This is a genomic window from Kitasatospora sp. NPDC056076 (assembly GCF_042266305.1).
GTDB lineage: Bacteria > Actinomycetota > Actinomycetes > Streptomycetales > Streptomycetaceae > Kitasatospora.
Genome location: NZ_JBHJWG010000002.1, coordinates 151,288 through 170,595 on the forward strand (window position 1 = coordinate 151,288; position 19,308 = coordinate 170,595).

General features: G+C 71.6%; 16 protein-coding genes. 7 read left to right on the forward strand and 9 right to left on the reverse strand.

The genetic code is table 11. The annotated features are described in order from the left end of the window. Positions 1–170: 170 nt before the first annotated feature. On the reverse strand, positions 171–2,393 hold the full coding sequence (locus tag ACFC1T_RS02865; RefSeq protein WP_375882703.1) for a (Fe-S)-binding protein: 2,223 nt from the start codon (positions 2,391–2,393) through the stop codon (positions 171–173). A 351-nt stretch (positions 2,394–2,744) separates the two neighbouring features. On the opposite strand from ACFC1T_RS02865, the gene dnaK reads away from it, so the two are divergent. From dnaK to ACFC1T_RS02895, 6 genes are all read left to right on the forward strand, one after another. Beyond that, the gene (gene dnaK / locus ACFC1T_RS02870; RefSeq protein ID WP_375882705.1) at positions 2,745–4,592 is read left to right on the forward strand and encodes a molecular chaperone DnaK; all 1,848 of its coding nucleotides are present in this window, start codon (positions 2,745–2,747) and stop codon (positions 4,590–4,592) included. Continuing rightward, positions 4,589–5,209, forward strand: coding sequence for a nucleotide exchange factor GrpE (grpE, locus tag ACFC1T_RS02875; protein ID WP_375882708.1), 621 nt, complete (start codon positions 4,589–4,591; stop codon positions 5,207–5,209). The genes dnaK and grpE overlap by 4 nt, the downstream gene beginning before the upstream one ends. Positions 5,210–5,432: 223 nt before the next feature. Next, positions 5,433–6,590 (forward strand): molecular chaperone DnaJ, encoded by a 1,158-nt coding sequence (gene dnaJ, locus ACFC1T_RS02880; RefSeq protein WP_375882710.1) that lies wholly within the window; start codon positions 5,433–5,435, stop codon positions 6,588–6,590. Positions 6,591–6,639: 49 nt separating this feature from the next. After that, positions 6,640–7,152: a heat shock protein transcriptional repressor HspR gene (locus ACFC1T_RS02885; RefSeq protein ID WP_375882928.1), complete on the forward strand. Its 513-nt coding sequence runs from the start codon at positions 6,640–6,642 to the stop codon at positions 7,150–7,152. Positions 7,153–7,371: 219 nt separating this feature from the next. Then, positions 7,372–8,370, forward strand: coding sequence for a hypothetical protein (locus ACFC1T_RS02890; RefSeq protein WP_375882712.1), 999 nt, complete (start codon positions 7,372–7,374; stop codon positions 8,368–8,370). Between the two features lie 587 nt (positions 8,371–8,957). Further along, positions 8,958–9,587: a hypothetical protein gene (locus ACFC1T_RS02895; protein WP_375882714.1), complete on the forward strand. Its 630-nt coding sequence runs from the start codon at positions 8,958–8,960 to the stop codon at positions 9,585–9,587. Positions 9,588–9,594: 7 nt separating this feature from the next. Here the strand turns inward: ACFC1T_RS02895 and ACFC1T_RS02900 are convergent, their stop codons facing one another. The 8 genes from ACFC1T_RS02900 to ACFC1T_RS02935 all read right to left on the reverse strand — a co-directional run bounded on the left by ACFC1T_RS02900 (position 9,595) and on the right by ACFC1T_RS02935 (position 18,298). Beyond that, positions 9,595–10,563, reverse strand: coding sequence for a LuxR family transcriptional regulator (locus ACFC1T_RS02900; protein ID WP_375882716.1), 969 nt, complete (start codon positions 10,561–10,563; stop codon positions 9,595–9,597). Continuing rightward, a complete protein-coding gene (locus ACFC1T_RS02905; protein WP_375882718.1) occupies positions 10,556–11,512 on the reverse strand; it encodes a LuxR C-terminal-related transcriptional regulator in 957 nt (318 codons plus the stop codon). Before ACFC1T_RS02905 ends, ACFC1T_RS02900 begins: the two co-directional genes overlap by 8 nt. Next, complete coding sequence (locus tag ACFC1T_RS02910; RefSeq protein ID WP_375882721.1) at positions 11,505–12,461, reverse strand: LuxR family transcriptional regulator; 957 nt, start codon at positions 12,459–12,461, stop codon at positions 11,505–11,507. The genes ACFC1T_RS02905 and ACFC1T_RS02910 overlap by 8 nt, the downstream gene beginning before the upstream one ends. Continuing rightward, positions 12,454–13,416 carry a LuxR family transcriptional regulator gene (locus ACFC1T_RS02915; RefSeq protein WP_375882722.1) on the reverse strand — a complete coding sequence of 321 codons (963 nt, stop codon included), beginning with the start codon at positions 13,414–13,416 and terminating at the stop codon, positions 12,454–12,456. Before ACFC1T_RS02915 ends, ACFC1T_RS02910 begins: the two co-directional genes overlap by 8 nt. Then, on the reverse strand, positions 13,409–14,386 hold the full coding sequence (locus ACFC1T_RS02920; protein WP_375882724.1) for a LuxR family transcriptional regulator: 978 nt from the start codon (positions 14,384–14,386) through the stop codon (positions 13,409–13,411). Before ACFC1T_RS02920 ends, ACFC1T_RS02915 begins: the two co-directional genes overlap by 8 nt. Next, positions 14,379–15,383 (reverse strand): LuxR family transcriptional regulator, encoded by a 1,005-nt coding sequence (locus ACFC1T_RS02925; RefSeq protein ID WP_375882727.1) that lies wholly within the window; start codon positions 15,381–15,383, stop codon positions 14,379–14,381. The genes ACFC1T_RS02920 and ACFC1T_RS02925 overlap by 8 nt, the downstream gene beginning before the upstream one ends. Then, entirely contained in the window at positions 15,373–16,368 is a 996-nt protein-coding gene (locus tag ACFC1T_RS02930; RefSeq protein WP_375882730.1) for a LuxR family transcriptional regulator, read from the reverse strand. The genes ACFC1T_RS02925 and ACFC1T_RS02930 overlap by 11 nt, the downstream gene beginning before the upstream one ends. 721 nt (positions 16,369–17,089) lie before the next feature. Further along, a complete protein-coding gene (locus tag ACFC1T_RS02935; RefSeq protein ID WP_375882732.1) occupies positions 17,090–18,298 on the reverse strand; it encodes a TDT family transporter in 1,209 nt (402 codons plus the stop codon). A gap of 70 nt (positions 18,299–18,368) precedes the next feature. Here ACFC1T_RS02935 and ACFC1T_RS02940 point away from each other — a divergent pair, with 70 nt between their 5' ends. Next, a complete protein-coding gene (locus tag ACFC1T_RS02940) occupies positions 18,369–19,301 on the forward strand; it encodes a LysR family transcriptional regulator (RefSeq protein WP_375882733.1) in 933 nt (310 codons plus the stop codon). The last annotated feature ends 7 nt before the right edge of the window (positions 19,302–19,308 follow it).

Sequence of the window (19,308 nt, forward strand, 5' to 3'; positions counted from 1 at the left end):
CTCGCCGTCCGCCCGCCGTACCGCCGACCGTCGCCCGGGCCACCGGAAAGCCCGGCCCGGCGGGCGCGTTGGCGGCGTCCACCGGACCGGGCGGTTGTTGCAGAACTGTCGAACAGCGAACGGTGACCGCAGTGACCGCGGTTACGTGCCCACCGTCCACGCGTCCACGGCTACGCGTCCACCGTCGCGGGCTCCTCGGTCTCGGCCGGCGGGGTCGCCTTCACCGAGTCGAGCAGCAGCTGGGCCACGTCGACCACCTTGAGGTGCTCCTTGGCCGCGCCCTCGTTCTTCTTGCCGTTGACCGAGTCGGAGAGCATCACCAGGCAGAACGGGCAGGCGGTGGAGACGATGTCCGGGTTGAGCGACAGCGCCTCGTCCACGCGCTCGGTGTTGATCCGCTTGCCGATGCGCTCCTCCATCCACATCCGCGCGCCGCCGGCGCCGCAGCAGAAGCCGCGCTCCTTGTGGCGGTGCATCTCCTGCTGGCGCAGACCGGGGACCTTGTCCATGATCTCGCGCGGCGGGCTGTAGACCTTGTTGTGGCGGCCCAGGTAGCAGGGGTCGTGGTAGGTGATCAGGCCCTCGACCGGGTTGACCGGGACGAGCTTGCCCTCGTCGATCAGGTGCTGCAGCAGCTGGGTGTGGTGGATCACCTCGAAGTGCCCGCCGAGCTGCGGGTACTCGTTGGCGATGGTGTTGAAGCAGTGCGGGCAGGTGGCCACGATCCGCTTGGTCGGGGCGTCCTCCAGCGCGGCGTTCAGCGTCTCCACGTTCTGCGCGCCGAGCATCTGGAAGAGGAACTCGTTGCCCAGGCGGCGCGGGGAGTCACCGGAGCAGGTCTCCTCCTTGCCGAGGATGGCGAACTTCACGCCCGCGGTGTGCAGCAGCTCGGCGAAGGCCTTGGTGGTCTTCTTGGCGCGGTCCTCCAGGGCACCCGCGCAGCCGACCCAGTAGAGGTACTCGACCTCGGCGGGGTCGATGTCCTCGCCGATCACCGGCACCTCGATGCCGGTCTCCTTCTTGAGCTCCTTGACCCAGTCGAGGCGGGCCTTGGTGGCCATGCCCCACGGGTTGCCCTTGTTCTCCAGGTTCTTGAGCATCGTCCCGGCCTCGGTCGGGAAGTTGCTCTCGATCATCACCTGGTAGCGGCGCATGTCGACGATGTGGTCGACGTGCTCGATGTCCACCGGGCACTGCTCGACGCAGGCGCCGCAGGTGGTGCAGGACCACAGCACGTCCGGGTCGATGACGCCGTTCTCCTCGGCGGTGCCGATCAGCGGGCGCTCGGCCTCGGCCAGGGCGGCCGCCGGGACGTCCTTGAGCTGCTCGGCGGTGGCCTGCTCGACGCCCTCCATGTCCTTGCCGCCACCGGCCAGCAGGTACGGCGCCTTGCCGTAGACGTGCTCGCGCAGGCTCATGATCAGCAGCTTGGGGGACAGCGGCTTGCCGGTGTTCCAGGCGGGGCACTGCGACTGGCAGCGGCCGCACTCGGTGCAGGTGGAGAAGTCGAGGATGCCCTTCCAGGAGAAGTGCTCGACCTGGGAGACGCCGAAGACGGCGTCGTCGGCCGGGTCCTCGAAGTCGATCGGCGCGCCCTTGCTGGTCATCGGACGGAGCCCGCCGAGCGCGGTGGCGCCGTCGTCCTCGCGCTTGAAGTAGATGTTGAAGAAGCCGAGGAAGCGGTGCCAGGCCACGCCCATCGAGGGGTTGAGGCCGATGGTGATCGCCCACGCGAACGAGATGCAGATCTTCAGCATCGCGAACAGGTAGACCAGGTTCTCCAGCGTGCCGTGCGACAGCCCGCTCAGCGCCGAGGTGATCGGGTACGAGACCAGGTGCTCCGGACCGTACGAGTCGACGCCGGCCAGGGCGCCCTCCAGGGCGCGCAGCATCAGGATGCACAGGCCGATGCCGAGGATCGTGTACTCGACGTAGAAGGCCTGCCAGGCGATCGAGCCGGCGAACCGGGACTTGCGGCCCGACCGGGACGGCAGGCTCATCAACCGGATCACGATCAGGGTGGCGATGCCCAGGGTGGTCAGGGTGCCGACCAGCTCGACGAAGAGCTGCCAGATCATCCAGTTGCCGATGATCGGCAGTTCCCACTCGGCATCGAACAGCTGGCCCATCGCGTTGACGATGGTGAGCACCAGGCTGAAGAAGCCGACCGCGACGAACCAGTGGGCGATGCCGACGATCCCCCAGCGGTTCATCCGGGTGTGGCCGAAGAACTCGGTCGCGAGGGTCTTCACCCGCTGGGCGGGCTTGCCGAAGCGGGTGGTGTCCGGCGCGCCGGTCAGCACGACCCTGAAAATGTGCCACGCCGCACGGAGGGCGAGCGCGGTGCCGATCACGAACGTGACCAGCGAGATGACGATCGCTGCTAGTTGCATCGCTCTCCGTCTCCTGCGGCTTGCGGTTGAGCAGTGTCTGCGGTTCTGCGGTTTGCGTTCTGCGTTCTGCGGGACCGCGGTTGTCCGAGTGATTGTACTGGTCGGTAACTTGCCGGGCCGACGGCCCGGACATTACAGGTCGCCAACAGTCCTCCAGAAGGTTCCCAAGCTATGGCGGCAGTCACGTGACCGCACGCGCGCCGCCCCGGGCCGCGCGCGCCGGGAACCCCCACCCCCTCCGGAACGGCATCAGCAAAGTTGAGCGCTGAACACTCATAGCTGTTGACGATGCCCGCCGGGTCGTGCATCCTTGAGCCTGTAAAGCTCAACTCTTCCGTGGAGGTATCTACGATGGCACGCGCGGTCGGCATCGACCTCGGTACGACGAACTCGGTCGTCAGCGTTCTGGAGGGTGGCGAGCCCACCGTCATCACGAACGCCGAGGGCGCGCGGACCACGCCGTCCGTCGTCGCCTTCGCCAAGAACGGCGAGGTCCTGGTCGGCGAGGTGGCGAAGCGCCAGGCGGTCACCAACGTCGACCGCACCATCCGCTCGGTGAAGCGCCACATGGGCACCGGGTGGAAGATCAACATCGACGGCAAGGACTTCAACCCGCAGCAGATCTCGGCCTTCGTGCTGCAGAAGCTGAAGCGCGACGCCGAGGCCTACCTGGGCGAGACCGTCACCGACGCCGTCATCACCGTCCCGGCGTACTTCAACGACTCGGAGCGCCAGGCCACCAAGGAGGCCGGTGAGATCGCGGGCCTCAACGTCCTGCGCATCGTCAACGAGCCCACCGCGGCCGCCCTGGCCTACGGCCTGGACAAGGACGACCAGACCATCCTGGTCTTCGACCTCGGCGGCGGCACCTTCGACGTCTCCCTGCTGGAGATCGGCGACGGGGTCGTCGAGGTGAAGGCCACCAACGGTGACAACCACCTCGGCGGCGACGACTGGGACCAGCGCGTCGTCGACCACCTGGTCAAGGTCTTCCAGTCCGGCCACGGCGTCGACCTGTCCAAGGACAAGATGGCCCTGCAGCGTCTGCGCGAGGCTGCCGAGAAGGCCAAGATCGAGCTGTCCTCGTCCTCCGAGACCTCGATCAACCTGCCCTACATCACGGCCTCCGCCGAGGGCCCGCTGCACCTGGACGAGAAGCTCACCCGCGCCCAGTTCCAGCAGCTGACCGCGGACCTGCTGGACCGCTGCAAGGTCCCGTTCCACAACGTGATCAAGGACGCCGGCATCTCGCTCTCCGAGATCGACCACGTCGTCCTGGTCGGTGGCTCGACCCGCATGCCCGCCGTCGCCGAGCTCGTCAAGGAGCTGACCGGCGGCCAGGACGCCAACAAGGGCGTCAACCCGGACGAGGTCGTCGCCATCGGCGCCGCGCTCCAGGCCGGTGTCCTCAAGGGCGAGGTCAAGGACGTCCTGCTGCTCGACGTCACCCCGCTGTCCCTCGGCATCGAGACCAAGGGCGGCATCATGACCAAGCTGATCGAGCGCAACACCACGATCCCGACCAAGCGCTCCGAGATCTTCACCACGGCCGAGGACAACCAGCCGTCCGTGCAGATCCAGGTCTACCAGGGCGAGCGCGAGATCGCCGCGTACAACAAGAAGCTCGGGATGTTCGAGCTGACCGGCCTCCCGCCGGCGCCGCGCGGCCTGCCGCAGATCGAGGTCACCTTCGACATCGACGCCAACGGCATCATGCACGTCGGCGCGAAGGACCTCGGCACCGGCAAGGAGCAGAAGATGACCGTCACCGGCGGCTCCTCGCTGCCGAAGGACGAGGTCGACCGCATGCGCCGCGAGGCCGAGCAGTACGCCGAGGACGACCACAAGCGCCGCGAGGCCGTCGAGACCCGCAACTCCGCCGAGCAGCTCGTCTACTCGACCGAGAAGTTCATCGCCGACAACTCCGACAAGCTGCCGGCCGACGTCAAGACCGAGGTCGAGACCGCCATCGGCGAGCTCAAGGAAGCCCTCAAGGGCGAGGACATCGCGAAGATCCGCGAGGCCTCCGAGAAGGTCTCCACCACCGCCCAGAAGCTCGGCCAGGCGCTCTACGCCAACGCCGACGCCGCTGGTGCCGGTGCCGCCGCGGCCGGCGACTCCGCCCACGCCAAGGAGGACGACGTCGTCGACGCCGAGATCGTCGACGACGAGAAGCCCAAGGGCGGTGCGTCGGCATGACGGACAAGCCGCAGGGCGGCAAGCCCGGCGACGACTCCGCCGCCGAGGAGGCCGTGATCAAGGCCGCCGAGGAAGCCGCCTCGGCCGGTGCCGGCGAGACCCCCGAGGAGCTCTCCACGGCCAAGCGCGAGCTGGCCGAGCGCACCGCGGACCTGCAGCGACTGCAGGCCGAGTACCAGAACTACCGCAAGCGGGTCGAGCGCGACCGGCTGACCGTCCGCGAGATCGCGGTCTCCAACATCCTGGAGTCCCTGATCCCCGTCCTGGACGACATCGGCCGCGCCCGCGAGCACGGCGAGGTGACGGGCGGCTTCAAGTCCGTCTCCGACTCCCTGGAGATGGTCGTCGCCAAGCTGGGCCTGCAGCAGTTCGGCAAGGAGGGCGAGCCCTTCGACCCGACGCAGCACGAGGCGCTGATGCACAGCTACTCCTCGGACGTCACCGAGGACACCTGCGTCCAGATCCTCCAGCCCGGCTACCGCATCGGCGAGCGGATCATCCGCCCGGCGATGGTCGCCGTGGCCGAGCCCCAGCCCGGCACCCAGACGACGCCCGGCCCGGACGCCGACGCGAAGTCCGCCGAGAAGGACAAGTCCGACGGTGGCTCGGACAGCTGACAACCTGTGACAGCTGACAACCAGTGCGCTGCGGAGTCGTACGCCGGCCAGTACGGCGGCCGGCTCCGCAGCGCGCTGTCAGCAGCGCTTCTTCCGGCGGCTGTTGACAGCGCAGTGACGATGGACATCGGGAGGTGTCGGGAGCGGTGAGCGAGCACAGCGAGCGAACCATCGAGGGGTGCGTGAACCGCTCAGCGGCTTCCGGGCGGAGCGAGGTGGGCGCATGAGCGGCAAGGACTTTGTCGAGAAGGACTACTACAAGGTCCTCGGCGTGCCCAAGGACGCCACCGCCACCGAGATCAAGAAGACCTACCGCAAGCTGGCGCGCGAGTTCCACCCGGACGCGAACAAGGGCGACGCCAAGGCCGAGGAGCGCTTCAAGGACATCTCCGAGGCGTACGACGTCCTCTCCGACGAGAAGCGCCGCAAGGAGTACGACGAGGCCCGCAGCCTCTTCGCCAACGGCGGCTTCCGCACCGGCGGCCCCGGCGGCGCCGGTGGCTACGGCTTCGACTTCGGCGACCTCTTCAACGGCAACCAGGGCAGCGGTGGCGGCGGCGGACTCGGCGACGTCTTCGGCGGCCTCTTCAACCGCGGCGGCGCCCGGCAGGCCCAGCCCCGGCGCGGAGCCGACGTCGAGACCGAGGTGACGCTCTCCTTCGAGGAGGCCGTCGACGGCGCGACCGTCCCGCTGCGGATGACCAGCCAGGCCCCCTGCCGGCTCTGCAACGGCACCGGCGCCAAGACCGGCACCACCCCCCGGGTCTGCCCGACCTGCGTCGGCGCCGGCACCGTCAGCCGCGGCCAGGGCGCCTTCGCGCTCTCCGAGCCCTGCAAGGACTGCCGCGGCCGGGGCATGATCGTCGACGACCCGTGCCCCGACTGCCACGGCAGCGGCCGGGCCAGCTCCGCCCGCACCATGCAGGTCCGCATCCCGGCCGGCGTCCAGGCCGACCAGCGGATCCGGCTCAAGGGCAAGGGCGCCCAGGGCGAACGCGGCGGCCAGCCCGGTGACCTCTACGTCACCGTGCACGTCGACCCCCACCCGGTGTTCGGGCGCAAGGGCGACAACCTCACCGTCACCGTCCCGGTCACCTTCCCCGAGGCCGCCCTCGGCGCCACCATCGAGGTGCCCACGCTGAACGGCCCCGCCGTGAAGCTCAAGCTCCCCCCGGGCAGCGCCAACGGCCTCACCATGCGCGCCCGCGGCAAGGGCGCCACCCGCAAGGACGGCACCCGCGGCGACCTCCTCGTCACCGTCGAGGTCGTCGTCCCCCAGCACGTCGCCGGTGACGCGCTGGACGCCCTGGAGCAGTACCGCGAGGCCACCGCCTCCGACGACCCACGAGCCGCTCTCTTCCGGGCGGCGAAGGGAGCGTGACGACCAGATGTCCCCGAACCCGCTGAACCCGACGAACCCGATGGACCCGATGGCCTCCAACGGCCCGATCGGCCCGGGCCTCGGCGAAGGCCTCCCCGGCAACCCCGCCGGCGGCCGCCCCCGCCGCGCCGCGTCCGCGCCGCAGTACGTCCTCACCGAGGACACCCCGGTGTACGTCATCTCGGTCGCCGCCGAACTCTCCGGCCTCCACCCGCAGACCCTGCGCCAGTACGACCGCCTCGGCCTGGTCTGCCCCGACCGCACCGCCGGCCGCGGCCGCCGCTACTCCGCCCGGGACATCCAGCAGCTGCGCGAGGTCCAGCGGCTCTCCCAGGACGAGGGCATCAACCTGGCCGGCATCAAGCGGATCATCGAGCTGGAGAACCAGGTCAGCGCCCTCCAGTCGCGCATCACCGAACTGGCCGACTCCCTCGAAGGCGCCGCCACCGCCCTCCAGCAGCGCGAGGCCGCCGTCCACGCCTCCTACCGCCGCGACCTCGTCCCCTACCAGCCCCCCACCCCCCAATCCAGCGCCCTCGTCGTCTGGCGCCCCAAGCGCTGACCCGGGGCCCGCACCGCACCACCAGCCGCCGGCTCCCTCCTGTTCGGGGGGTGCCGGCGGCTGCGTCGGCATGGCAGGCTCCTTCCTGCTGTGCGGGAGTGGGCACGAGTCATGCGACAGTTGCATCGAAAACTGGTAGTGAATACAACCGAGCAAGGCCGAAAGGTCCAAGCCGAGGCAGGGGAGTAGCAGATGGGTGGGACTGAGGCATCCGGTCCCATGGCCGACGCCTACAACCAGCTGTCCTCCGAAGCCAGAACTCTCTACATGGCAGTTCTTCGGGAACCCGAGCGAGTGATCGCCGCCGTACCCGGGGAAGGCGACGACGGTTCCCTCCGCGAATTGGTCGAAATCGGCTTGTTGGTACCGGATATCGAGAATCCGGGAATGCTCGTTGCCGTCGACCCAAAGCAACTCGCCAACGCTCTCACCGCGACCTGGCAGCGCAAGGCCCTTGATCTCCTCAGCCGGGCCGCCGCCCTGCCCACCGAGTTCCAGGAGCTCACCCACGCCTACGGCAACGGCGGGAAGGAGGCCCATGACGGTGGCGCGATCGAGCATCTCCACGGCTTGGCCGAGATCAACCGCAGGCTGGTCGACCTCATGGAAGGCAGTCGCGAGGAGGTACTGAGCGCCCAGCCGGGTGGGGGCTCCCGCTCCTTCCCGACCGAGGCAGCCATCGCCCTGGACACGGACATGCTCCGTCGTGGAGTCTCACGACGCACGCTGTACCAGCCGAGCACGCGGTACTCCGCACCCACGCGGGCCTATGTCGCGGCCATGACCGCCGCTGGTGGCGAGGTCCGCACGCTGGGCGAGCCCTTCACCAGAATGATCATCGTCGACCGCACTGCCGCGATCATTCCCGTCAATGGCGACCAGCAGCGAGCCGCGTTCATTCAGGACGAAGCCGTGATCGGCTTCATGGTCAGCCTGTTCGAGAGTTTCTGGGAGCGCGCCATCCCGTTCCAGGGGGGTCTCGATGTTCCACCGGAGGTCGTGTCCAGACTCCGCGAGAACATCCTCAGGATGATGTTGCAGGGCATCGGACACCGCGTCATCGCCAGGAATCTGGGCCTGAGCGAGCGAACCCTTGCCCGGCACATCGCCGAGCTGCGTGACGAATACGCTGCCGACACGCTGTTCCAGCTGGGTTGGAAGTTGTCCGAAAGTCACCGCACCATGCCGCTGTTCAACGACACCGAGACGCCCTACTGACGCAGGCTCAAGTCCAAATCACGTCATCCGCGATGGTGGCGGCAGCGAGCTCCTGGTGGGACGTGGACTGCACCTGGGAGGCAGCGGGCTGCTTGGTCCAGATCACATCAGCATGGACGGGAGCCGAGCTAAACAGAACCGCCACTACAGCCAGTGCTATAGCGGTCGCACACCGACGCGCCTCGCGCACTGTGACCACTCCCCTTCGGACAATGTTGAACGCTCAGCGAATCGGCCGCGCATGAGCCGCAGCGCTGATTATGCTGCACGATCCCCGAACGTGTCAGCGAGGGGTCCAGAACAACACTCTTGTCCAGCCCAACTCTTCCAAAGTCGGGGCCGCTCTCGAAGGCAGCCAGCATGTCATCTCTCTGCCATGCAGCGAGATGACACCTCGGGCCAGTGGACGCGCAGGCCAGCTCAACGACACGATCAGTGCACCGACTGATCGCCACGTACGAGCGTGACACAGCGGATGTGTTCACATCAAATTCCCCTGAACGACCGTCTCGGCGCGAGTACCACCAAACAGCAGCAGCCACTGGGCCCCGTCCCCCCGACCCGGTCGGCCTTTCAATGGAGTCGACATGACTGACCACTACCAGGGCTCCGCTTCCCATCACCTCAGCAATGCCCCTGAGGGTCGGCGTGCACGTGTGTTCCTGGCCGCGCCGCTGATGCGGCTGACCGGCCCCGCGGACAGCGTGGTGACGCTCGCCAGCCGGACGCGGCTGACGACGCTCCGCACCACCCTCCTGCGCAGCGGTGCCGCCGTGTACAGCGCGCACCACAGCGATGCCTGGACCGTCGCCGGCCGGGCGCCCGAGCCCCGGGTCCCCTCCGACTTCCGGGCGCTCCAGTCCGCGGACCTGGTGTTCGCCTACGTCGGCGCCCCGCTCTCGGCCGGTGTCAGCCTCGAACTCGGTTGGGCGTCGGCGCTGCGGAAGCCGATCGTCCTGCTCGTCGACGAGGCCATCACCCACAACCCGCTGATCGCCACCATCGAGCAGGTCGCCCCCGTCCTGCCGCTGGTCTTCGACGACACCTGGTCCCAGGAGGCCCTCCACCACACCGTGGAGACCGCCCTCGACTGGGCCGGCATGGCGCTCTCCCTCCGCGAGGGTTTCTGGACCGCCCCCGGCGACCGCTTCAACGTCCCCCGGCAGCAGCAGACCTCCGTCCCCGGCTACTGGCCGACCGGCGCCGCCACCGGCTGAGCAGGGCTCACCCACCGGACTCCCCCGTCCGGGCTCCCCGCATCTGCCAGCCGAGCTGGAACAGCGTCTCGGCGTCGTACACCTCACGCAGCCGGGCGATGTGACCGGCCACCGTGCGCTCGCTCAGGCCCATGCGACTGGCGATCGCCCGCTGTGTGAGACCCCTGGCGAGCAGGCGACCCACCTGCTCGTAGGTGGCCGGCGAACTGCCCGCTGCCAGTGACGCCCAGTCGACGGCCAGTGCCTGAGCCCACTGCTGCTCGAAGACCCCGACCAGGTAGGCGACCATCGCGGGGTCGTCCACCACCGCGACGACCGTGTTGTCGGAAGCCGCAGGAATCATGGCCACCGTGCGGTCGAAGATCAGGGTCCGGGTGAACGTGCCCTCCAACACCCGGATCGGAGCACCGATCAGGGTCGACTCCAGCGCGAACCCGACGGTCGGCGGATCGGAGCAGACCGAGGGCTCGAAGGTGGTGCGGATGGATCCACCCGCTTCGATGTAGCGCCGGCTCTGCTTCAAGGAGTCATTCATGTGCTCCGGCGGGCGAGCCCCGCCGGGCTGGGCGCACAACGCCTCGTGCGGGTAGTCCTTGACCAGATGTGAGATCAGGTGGCGGATCTCCTGCATGCCGGCCATCCTCTGGACTCCGCCGACCGGGTCCATCCGGCGAGGAGCCACGTCGTAGGCCTGAGTCAGGTCGTCCAGCAGGTCCGGGACGGCGGCGGCCCGGGCGAGGAGACGGGCGCTCTCCTCCCGCAGGTCCGCACCGATGCGCTCGCCGACGGCGCGGGGGTTCACCGCGCTGTAGGACCCGTCCGCTGCGCGGAGGACGAGCAGGCCGAGGTCCGCGAGCTGCTTCACCGCAGCCTCGTCCTCGGGGCGGATCTCATCGATGCGGATCCGGCCGCCCTCGGCCAGGATCGCCCGGTAGAGCTCGCGCGCGGCGCCGTCGGGCAGGTCGGGGTCAGGCATCGCGGGCTCCCCTCATCTGCCAGCCCAGCTGGAACAGCGTCTCAGCGTCGTACAGCTCCCGCAGGCGCGCGATGTGACCGGCCACCGTGCGCTCGCTCAAGCCGAGGCGGGTGGCGATCGCGCGCTGGGTCAGCCCTCGCGCCAGCAGGCGACCCACCTGCTCTTGGGCGGAAGGCGAACTGCCCGCCGCCAGTGACGCCCAGTCCACCACCTCGGCCTGCTGCCACTGCTGGTCGAAGACGTCCGCGAGGTGTGCCACCACCGCCGGGTCCTCCACGACGGCAGCCACCTTGTTCTCCGGGGCTGCGGGCAGCAGGGCGACGGTGCGGTCGAAGATGATGATCCGGTTGAACGGCGCGTCCAGGACACGGACCTGCGAGCCCGCCTTCGTGGCTTCCGCAGCGAACTCGAAGTGCTCCCGGTCCGACCGGGCCTGCGGGCCGTAGAGCGTACGGACCGTGCCGCCGCGCTCGATGTAGCGCCGTGTGTGGGCCAGCGAGTCCTCCCGGTGGGCCCGGGGATGCACCGGACCCGGTTGAGCGGCCAGCAACCCGTGCGGGTGGTCCCTGACGAACTGGCCGATCAGGTGCCGGATCTGCTCCAGTCCCGCCACCCGCCGTACGCCTCCGCCCGACGCGGCGCGACGGGGCGCGGTGTCGTAGGCCTGGGTCAGGTCGTCCAGCAGGTCCGGGACGGCGGCGGCACGGGCGAGGAGGCGGGCACTCTCCTCCCGCAGGTCCGCACCGATGCGCTCGCCGACGGCCCGCGGGTTCACCGCGCTGTAGGCGTTGTCGGGGATACGGAAGATGAGCAGTCCCAGCTCGGTGAGCTGCTGGACGGCGGCCTCGGCCTCGGGGCGGATCTCATCGATGCGGATCCGGCCGCCCTCGGCCAGGATCGCCCGGTAGAGCTCACGCGCGGCGCCGTCGGGCAGGGCGGGGTCAGGCATCGCGGGCTCCCCTCATCTGCCAGCCGAGCTGGAACAGCGTCTCGGCGTCGTACAGCTCCCGCAGGCGCGCGATGTGACCGGCGACGGTGCGCTCGCTCAGGCCCATGCGGGTGGCGATGGCGCGCTGGGTCAGGCCTCGGGCGAGCAGGCGGCCGACCTGCTCATGGGCTATCGGGGCGGAGCCGGCTGCGAGTGACTCCCAGTCCACGGCCTGGGCCTGCTGCCACTGCTGCTCGAAGACCCCGACCAGGTAGGCGACCATCGCGGCGTCCTCGACGACGGCGGCGACCGTGTGGTCGGGGGTGGCCGGGATCATGGCGACGGTGCGATCGAAGATCAGCGTCTTGGTGAAGGGCCCCTCCAGCAGCCGGATCGGGGCACCGACCTGGGTGGAGTGCAGCGCGTACCGGACCGTCCGTGGATCGGTGCAGGCCGACGGTTCGAAGACGGTGAACATCGCCCCGCCCGCTTCGACGTAGCGGCGGCTGTAGTCCAGCGTGTCCTGCATGTGGTCGTGGGGCCGGGGGCCGCCGGGCTGAGCTGCGAGGACCTCGTGCGGGTAGTCCTTGACCAGCTGCGAGATCAGGTGCCGGATCTCCGGCATGCCGACCACCCGCCGGACCCCGCCGACCGGGTCGGCGCGACGGGGCGCGGTGTCGTAGGCCTGGGTCAGGTCGTCCAGCAGGTCCGGGACGGCGGCGGCCCGGGCGAGGAGACGGGCGCTCTCCTCCCGCAGGTCCGCACCGATGCGCTCGCCGACGGCCCGCGGACTCACCGCGCTGTAGGTGCCGTCGGCGGTGCGGAGGACGAGCAGGCCGAGGTCCGCGAGCTGCCGGACGGCGGCCTCGTCCTCGGGGCGGACCTCGCCGACGCGGATCCGGCCGCCCTCGGCCAGGATCGCCCGGTAGAGCTCACGGGCGGCGGCGTCGGGCAGGTCGGGGTCAGGCACTGCGGGCTCCCCTCATCTGCCAGCCGAGCTGGAACAGCGTCTCGGCGTCGTACGACTCACGGAGGCGCGCGATGTGACCGGCCACCGTGCGCTCGCTCAGGCCCATGCGGGTGGCGATCGCGCGCTGGGTCAGGCCTCGGGCGAGCAGACGGCCGACCTGCTCATGGGCGGCGGCTTCGGTGGAACCGTCTGCGAGGGCGGCCCAGTTGACGCCTTCGGCCTGTTGCCAGTGCGTCTCGAAGTCCTGCACCAGGAAGTCGACCACGGCCGGGTCCTCGATGAAGGCCGCGCTGCTGTCGTCCGGGGCGGCGGGGATCACGGCGACGGTCCGGTCGAGGATCATCAGCTGTCGGAACGGGACGGGCAGGACCCGGATGTGGCAGCCGGCCTCCGTCAGTCGCGCGGCGATCCGAACCGTCGGACCGTCGAGCCGGGCCGCGACCTCGTAGATCGTGCGCAGTGTGCCGCCCGCCTCGGCGTAGCGGCGGGCGTGCGCCACGATGTCGTCCGCGGCCTCGGCCGGCCTGGCACCGCCCGGGCGCAGGGACAGGGCCTCGTTGCCCAGCTCTTCGACGAGCTGGGAGACCCGGTGTCGGATGTTCGCGTGTCCGTGGACGATCTGGGTGGCCCCGGCGCCGTCGTGGCGTCGCGGAGCGCTGTCGTAGGCGGCGGCCAGGTCGTCGAGGAGGTCGGGCACTTCCTCCGCCTGGACCAGCATGCGGGTACCGGCCGCCCGCAACTCGGCCGCGATCCGCGTGGTGACCGTGCGCGGATTGACCGCGCTGAGCACGCCGTCCGAGGCGTACAGCTTCAACAGGCCGGTTTCCAACAGGGTCTGAACGGTGTCGGCGGCCTGCCCCGGGATGTCGGCGATCCGGAGCCGCCCGCCGTCCTCCAGGATCGCGCGGTAGAGCTCGCGGGCGGCATCGGGCAGGTCGAGTACCGGCTCAGGCATCGCGGGCTCCCCTCATCTGCCAGCCGAGCTGGAACAGCGTCTCGGCGTCGTACAGCTCGCGGAGGCGGGCGATGTGGCCGGCGACGGTGCGCTCGCCGAGGCCCAGGCGGGTGGCGATCGAGCGCTGGGTGAGGCCCTGGGCGAGCAGGCGGGCGATCTGGTCACGGAGGTCCGATTCCGGTGCGCCGCCGTCCAGGGACGCCCAGTCGACACTGTCGGACCGCTGCCACAGCTGTTCGAAGGCCTCGACGATGAAGGCCACCGTCGCCGGGTCGTCGACCACGGCGGCGTTGCTGAGGTCAGGCTCTGCGGGGATGACGGCAACGGTCCGGTCGAAGACCAGGAAGCGCTTGAACGGGCGGTCGAGCACCCGGATCGCGCAGCCCGGTGCGGTGGCTGCCGCTGCGTACGTCACGGCCCCGGGGTCGGTGCGGGCACCGAGCTCGAACAGACAGCGGATGGCACCGCCGCGTTCGAGGTAGCGGCGGGTGCGGGCGAGGGATTCGGCGAGCTGGCCGGCGTCTCGTGCGGCGCCGGGCTGGGCGCTCAGGGCTTCGCTGGCGAACTCCTGGGTCAGTTGCTCGACTTCGTGCCGGATCTCGGCCTTGCCGGTGATGACCCGGGCCCGGCCCAGGCCCGGCTCCCGGCGCGGTGCGGTGTCGTAGGCACGGGTGAGGTCGCGCAGCTGCTCGGGGACCTGGTCGGCCTCGGCAAGGAGCCGGGCACCGGCCCTGCGGATCTCGGCGCCGATGCGTTCGACGACCGCCCGGGGGTCGACGGCGCTGTACGAGTTGTCGACCAACTGCGGTACCAGCAGCCCCAGTTCCACCAGCCGTCCGAGTGCCTCCCGGTCGCCCGCGCCGACCTCCTCGGCGCGGATGCGGCCGCCCTCGCGCAGGACGGCGAGGTAGAGGGCGCGGGCGGCGGCGTCCGGGAGGGTGGCGGCGAGGAGGGTGGTGGGGTCAGCCATGGCGTTCCCCGCGGAGGTACCAGCCGAGGTGGAAGAGGGTCTGGGCGCCGTAGCGCTCGCGGAGGCGGGCGATGTGGCCGGCGACGGTGCGTTCGCTGAGGCCGAGGCGGGTGGCGACGGCGCGCTGGGTGAGGCCGCGGGCGAGCAGCCGGCCGATGCGCACGGTGGTGGGGTGGGGGGCGCCGAGGTTGCGGTCGGCGGGGGTGGCGCGGGTCCAGTCGCGTTCGAACTGGGCGACCAGGTAGGCGACGGTGGTGCGGTCGGTGACGACGGTGGCGCGGTTGCGGTCCTCGACGGCGGGGATGACGGCCACCGAGCGGTCGAAGACCAGCACCCGTTCGTACGGTTCGGCGAGCACCCGGGCCTCGGCGCCCTCGCCGCTGCGGAGGGCGACCTGGCGCAGGGTGGCGGGGTCGTCGAGGGCGCCGGGCTGGTGGAGGGTGCGCATCGAGCAGCCGCGCCGGAGCAGGGCGAGGTCCTGGGCGAGGCTGGTCTGGAGGGCCTCGGCGGAGTGGTGGCCGGGTCGGGCGGCGAGGAACTCCTCCTGGCACTCGGCGATGAGTTCGGAGATGCACTGGCGGACGGCGGCGGCACCCACACCGGCCCCACCCACACCGGCCCCGCCCGCACCGGCCCCGGCCCCGCCCCCGCCGCCGTCGGGCCGGGCAGCGTCGCCGGCCCCCTCCTCCCCGGACCCGGACGGCCGGTGGAGCGCCTCGTAGGCCTGGGAGAGCGGCTGGAGGGTCCCCGGCAGCCGCTCGGCGTGCACCAGCAGGCGGGTGGCCCGGAGGCGGAGTTCGGTGCCGAGCCGGTCGCCGAGGGCGCGCGGGTTGGCGGCGGTGTAGCCGGTGGCGGTCGGGGTGAGGAGCCCGCGGGCGACGAGGGCCGCGACGGTGGCGCGGTCGGCGGGGGCGAGGTCCTCGGGGCGCAGCCGGCCGCCGGCGCGGACGACGTCGAGGTAGAGGGCGCGTTCGGCCGGGCCGGGCTCATCGGTCATCGCGGGCGCCTCTCATCAGCCAGCCGAGCTGGAAGAGGGTCTGGGCGCCGTACCGGTCGCGCAGGCGGGAGATGTGGCCGGCGACGGTGCGTTCGCTGAGGCCGAGGCGGGTGGCGACGGCGCGCTGAGTGAGGCCGCGGGCGAGCAGGCGGCCGACCCGCTCGGGGATGGTGCGGGCGGGGCCCTGGCCGAGGGCGGCGGCGGCCTCGGCGGTGTCGGCGCGGGCCCAGTCGCGTTCGAAGCCGCCGATCAGGAAGGCGAGGGTGGCCGGGTCGCTGATGAACGCGGCGGTGCTGTTGTCGTCGTTGGCGGAGATGACGGCGACGCTGCGGTCGAAGACGATCAGGCGCTGGAAGGGTTCGTCGAGGACGCGGATCTGCGAGCCGTGCCGGGTGACCTTCTCGGCGTAGGCGAGGGCGGCCGGTTCGACGAGGGCGACGGGCTGGTAGACGGTGCGCAGGGAGCAGCCGCGCTGGAGGAGTTGGACGTCCTGGGCGAGGGCGACCTGGAGGGTGTCGGCGGGGCGGTGGCCGGGTTGGGCGGTGAGGACCTCGGAGCGGCAGTCGGAGACCAGTTGGGAGATCCGCTGGCGGATGTGGACGTGGCCCTCGACGTAGACCGCGCCGCCGGAGGTGCCGGACGGGCGGGGCATCGCGTCGTAGGCGCGGGTGAGGCCGTCGAGGGCGCCGGGGAGGTTCTCGGCGCGGACCAGCAACCGGGTTGCCTCGCTGCGGAGTTCGGCGCCGACCCGGTCGCTGACGGAGCGCGGGCTGACGGCGGTGTAGCAGCGGTCCATCCGGTTGACCATGACCAGGCCGATGTCGAGGAGCTGCCGCAGCGCGGCCCGGTCGGCGTCGGTGACGTCGGCGAACGGGATGCGGCCGCCTTCGGCGATGACCGCGAGGTAGAGCTGTCGGGCGGCCTCGTCGGGCTCCTCGCCCTCGGGTACCGCCTGGTGCGGCGCGACCGCCGGTTCCGCCGTCACGTCGTACTCTCCCTGCCGGACGCCTCTCCCCTTGCTGTCCCGGTCCGTACGCGCGGGGCCGCGGGTTGCGCGGTCCGCGGGCACCGGTGGCCGGGCGTCTCACGCTACCGGTCGGACGGCGGGCCCCCGGGTCCGGGTGCCGTCGCACACGGGGTCCCGGGGGCCGCCATCGGTACGCCAGGTCAGGGCGATTCCGTCGAGGCGGAGCAGCAACGCCTCGCCGGTACCGGTTCGGGCTCCATCACCACACATGGATCCCGGCCGGGGCTCTTCCCCCCCGTTCCACGCGTGCGGGACGTTGCCCGCGTGGTCAGTTCTGAAGAGCTGGTCGCCACCATCGGACTGCGGTGCCCGGACGACCTGGCGTACCTCCACCTTCACAGTGTGACGGCCGGTGAACAAGTGCCGCCCGAGTGCAGGTTCGCGCAATTGCAGTTATCTGCATCCCGCAGCGGGCGCGGGGCCGCGGGCGGGAGCGGGGATTCCGGTAAAGGCCGAGGCCAGCGGGGGGTACGGGCGGCGCGCGGCGGTCGGCCGCGCACCGCCATCGTGCAGCTGCGCGTTCCTGCAACGGCGGCGTGCTCCTGAGTGCGGCGGCCGCCGTGCGGGTCGTCGCAGCTCAGCCCGCACCGCGGCCGACCGGGCTAGCGGCAGACCGACCCACCGACCTACCGGCAGACCGGCAGACCGGCCTACCGGCACCCCGCCCCGCCGCCCCGGCTCAGCGCGCCAGCAGCCGTCCGCGCAGCAGCCCGGTGGCCGTGCCGGTCGCAGCGAGCACCCAGGCGGTGCCGAGCAGCAGGTAGAGCCCGACGGAGAGCCCGGTGAAGCCGCCGAAGCCGGTGTGCCGGGCGAGCGCGGCGGCGCCGGTGACGCAGGTGCCGACCGGGAAGGTGAACGCCCACCAGGTCATCGCGAACGGCATCCCGGCCCGCCGGGCGCGCAGGTTGGCGGTCAGCGCGACGGCCAGCCAGAGCATCGCGACGCCGATCACGGCGACCCCGTACAGCTCGGCCAGCGGCAGCAGGACGGGCGCCAGCGCGGGCAGCACCGGGCGGGCCGCGTCGGCGAGCTGGTGGATCGCGGTGACGGACTGGCCGAGCGGGCCGAGCACCAGGAACAGCGCGGGGGTGAGCACCAGGGTGGGCAGCTTGCTGTGGAACAGGCCGGTGAAGACCACGGGCAGCAGCACCAGGGTGGCCAGCAGGCCGATCCCGAACAGCGCCCAGCAGCCGTACAGCATGGCCTCCTGCGGCGTTCCGGCGGGCAGGTGGGGGACGAGGGCCGGGCCGCAGGCGGAGGCGACCAGCGGGGCGACCACGGGCAGCAGCCAGGTCGGGTTGGCCTCCAGGGCGGACACCCGGTGCCGGGTGATCATCAGGTACGGGATGCCGGCCGCGACGGTCAGCGCGTAGAGCGTGCCGACGCCCCACAGCACGGCGTCCAGGGCGACGGCGGGCCCGGTGCCGATCACCCGGGAGCCGAGCAGCAGGGTGCCGAGGCCGACCGCCAGCAGGGCCATCGGCGGGCAGCCGTAGAACACGGCGGTGGCCGGGTTGTCCAGCAGCTGGGCGCGGGCCGCTTCGCGGTGCCGGGTGAGGTGCACCAGGCGGGCGCCGGCCAGCAGCACCAGGGCCGTCACGCCGAGCGCCCACATCACCTCGCCGAAGCCGATCAGCCCGGGCAGCTGGACCGGCAGGGCGGCGGCGCCGTTGGCCACGATCGCGGTGCCCATCACGGCGGCGTACCAGTTGGGGCCGAGCTGGGCCAGGTCGAGGCGGGAAAGCCGGGAGAGCGGGGAGAACCGGGAGCCGTGGGAGTCGCGGGTGGGCCCGGAAGGGCGGAGGGGACGGGACGGCCGGGGCTGCTCGGAGGAGCGGGCAGGAGCGGCGGGGCTGGTGAGCGGGCGGACATCGGCCGAGGTGGACATGGTTCCACCGTCGCCGAGCGGCCCGGCCGCCGGTAGCGCCGCGGGTTCTATGAGGGCATAGCCTGAACCTATGCCCCTCTCTCCGCACGTCCCCGAACTGGGCGCCCTGGAACTGCTGCTCGCGGTGGCCCGGCTGGGCAGCGTCGGCCGGGCCGCGGCCGAGCTGGGCGTGAGCCAGCCGACCGCGAGCGCCCGGATCAAGGGCATGGAGCGGCAGATCGGCGTCCCGCTGCTGGAGCGCTCGCCCCGGGGCAGCCGGCCGACCCAGGCGGGGCGGCTGGTGGTCGAGTGGGCCCGCCAGGTGGTGGAGGCGGCGCAGGCGCTGGACGCCGGGATCGACGCGCTGCGCGAACGGCGGGACGCCAAGCTGCGGGTGGTGGCCAGTCTGACCGTCGCCGAGTACCTGATGCCGGGCTGGCTGCTGGCACTGTCCGAGGCCAGTCCGGGGACGGCGGTGACGCTGCGGACGGCGAACTCGGCGGAGGTCGCCGGGCACGTGCTGGCCGGGGACGCCGACCTCGGCTTCGTCGAGGGTCCGACCACCCCGCCCGGGCTGGCCGGCGCGGTGGTGGCGGCGGACCGGCTGGTGGTCGTGGTGGCGCCCGGCCACCGCTGGGCGCGTCGCCGCACCCCGCTGACCGGGGCGGAGCTCGCGGCCACCCCGCTGGTGCTGCGCGAGCCCGGCTCGGGCACCCGGGAGGTGCTGGAGGCGGCGCTGGCGCCGTACGGGGGCGCCGTGCAGCCCCGGATGGAGCTGGCCTCGTCCACGGCGTTGAAGGGGGCGGCGATGACCGGGGCGGGGCCGGTCTGCCTGAGCGAGCTGGCGGTGGTGGAGGAGCTGGCCACCCGGCGGCTGGTCGAGGTGCCGCTGGCGGAGGAGCTGGACCTGCGGCGGCCGCTGCGCGCGGTGTGGCCGGCCGGGCAGCGGCCGGGCGGGCCGGCCCGGGAGCTGCTGGGCCTGACCCGGCGCAGCGTCCGCCAGCACCTGCGGCGGAAGGGCTGAGCCCCGC

What these genes read in the sequence shown, in the direction of transcription:
- ACFC1T_RS02865 (WP_375882703.1), bottom strand. Translation starts at nt 2,393, where the DNA reads ATGCAACTAGCAGCGATCGTCATCTCGCTGGTCACGTTCGTGATCGGC.
- dnaK (WP_375882705.1), top strand. Translation starts at nt 2,745, where the DNA reads ATGGCACGCGCGGTCGGCATCGACCTCGGTACGACGAACTCGGTCGTC.
- grpE (WP_375882708.1), top strand. Translation starts at nt 4,589, where the DNA reads ATGACGGACAAGCCGCAGGGCGGCAAGCCCGGCGACGACTCCGCCGCC.
- dnaJ (WP_375882710.1), top strand. Translation starts at nt 5,433, where the DNA reads ATGAGCGGCAAGGACTTTGTCGAGAAGGACTACTACAAGGTCCTCGGC.
- ACFC1T_RS02885 (WP_375882928.1), top strand. Translation starts at nt 6,640, where the DNA reads ATGGCCTCCAACGGCCCGATCGGCCCGGGCCTCGGCGAAGGCCTCCCC.
- ACFC1T_RS02890 (WP_375882712.1), top strand. Translation starts at nt 7,372, where the DNA reads ATGGCCGACGCCTACAACCAGCTGTCCTCCGAAGCCAGAACTCTCTAC.
- ACFC1T_RS02895 (WP_375882714.1), top strand. Translation starts at nt 8,958, where the DNA reads ATGACTGACCACTACCAGGGCTCCGCTTCCCATCACCTCAGCAATGCC.
- ACFC1T_RS02900 (WP_375882716.1), bottom strand. Translation starts at nt 10,563, where the DNA reads ATGCCTGACCCCGACCTGCCCGACGGCGCCGCGCGCGAGCTCTACCGG.
- ACFC1T_RS02905 (WP_375882718.1), bottom strand. Translation starts at nt 11,512, where the DNA reads ATGCCTGACCCCGCCCTGCCCGACGGCGCCGCGCGTGAGCTCTACCGG.
- ACFC1T_RS02915 (WP_375882722.1), bottom strand. Translation starts at nt 13,416, where the DNA reads ATGCCTGAGCCGGTACTCGACCTGCCCGATGCCGCCCGCGAGCTCTAC.
- ACFC1T_RS02920 (WP_375882724.1), bottom strand. Translation starts at nt 14,386, where the DNA reads ATGGCTGACCCCACCACCCTCCTCGCCGCCACCCTCCCGGACGCCGCC.
- ACFC1T_RS02925 (WP_375882727.1), bottom strand. Translation starts at nt 15,383, where the DNA reads ATGACCGATGAGCCCGGCCCGGCCGAACGCGCCCTCTACCTCGACGTC.
- ACFC1T_RS02935 (WP_375882732.1), bottom strand. Translation starts at nt 18,298, where the DNA reads ATGTCCACCTCGGCCGATGTCCGCCCGCTCACCAGCCCCGCCGCTCCT.
- ACFC1T_RS02940 (WP_375882733.1), top strand. Translation starts at nt 18,369, where the DNA reads ATGCCCCTCTCTCCGCACGTCCCCGAACTGGGCGCCCTGGAACTGCTG.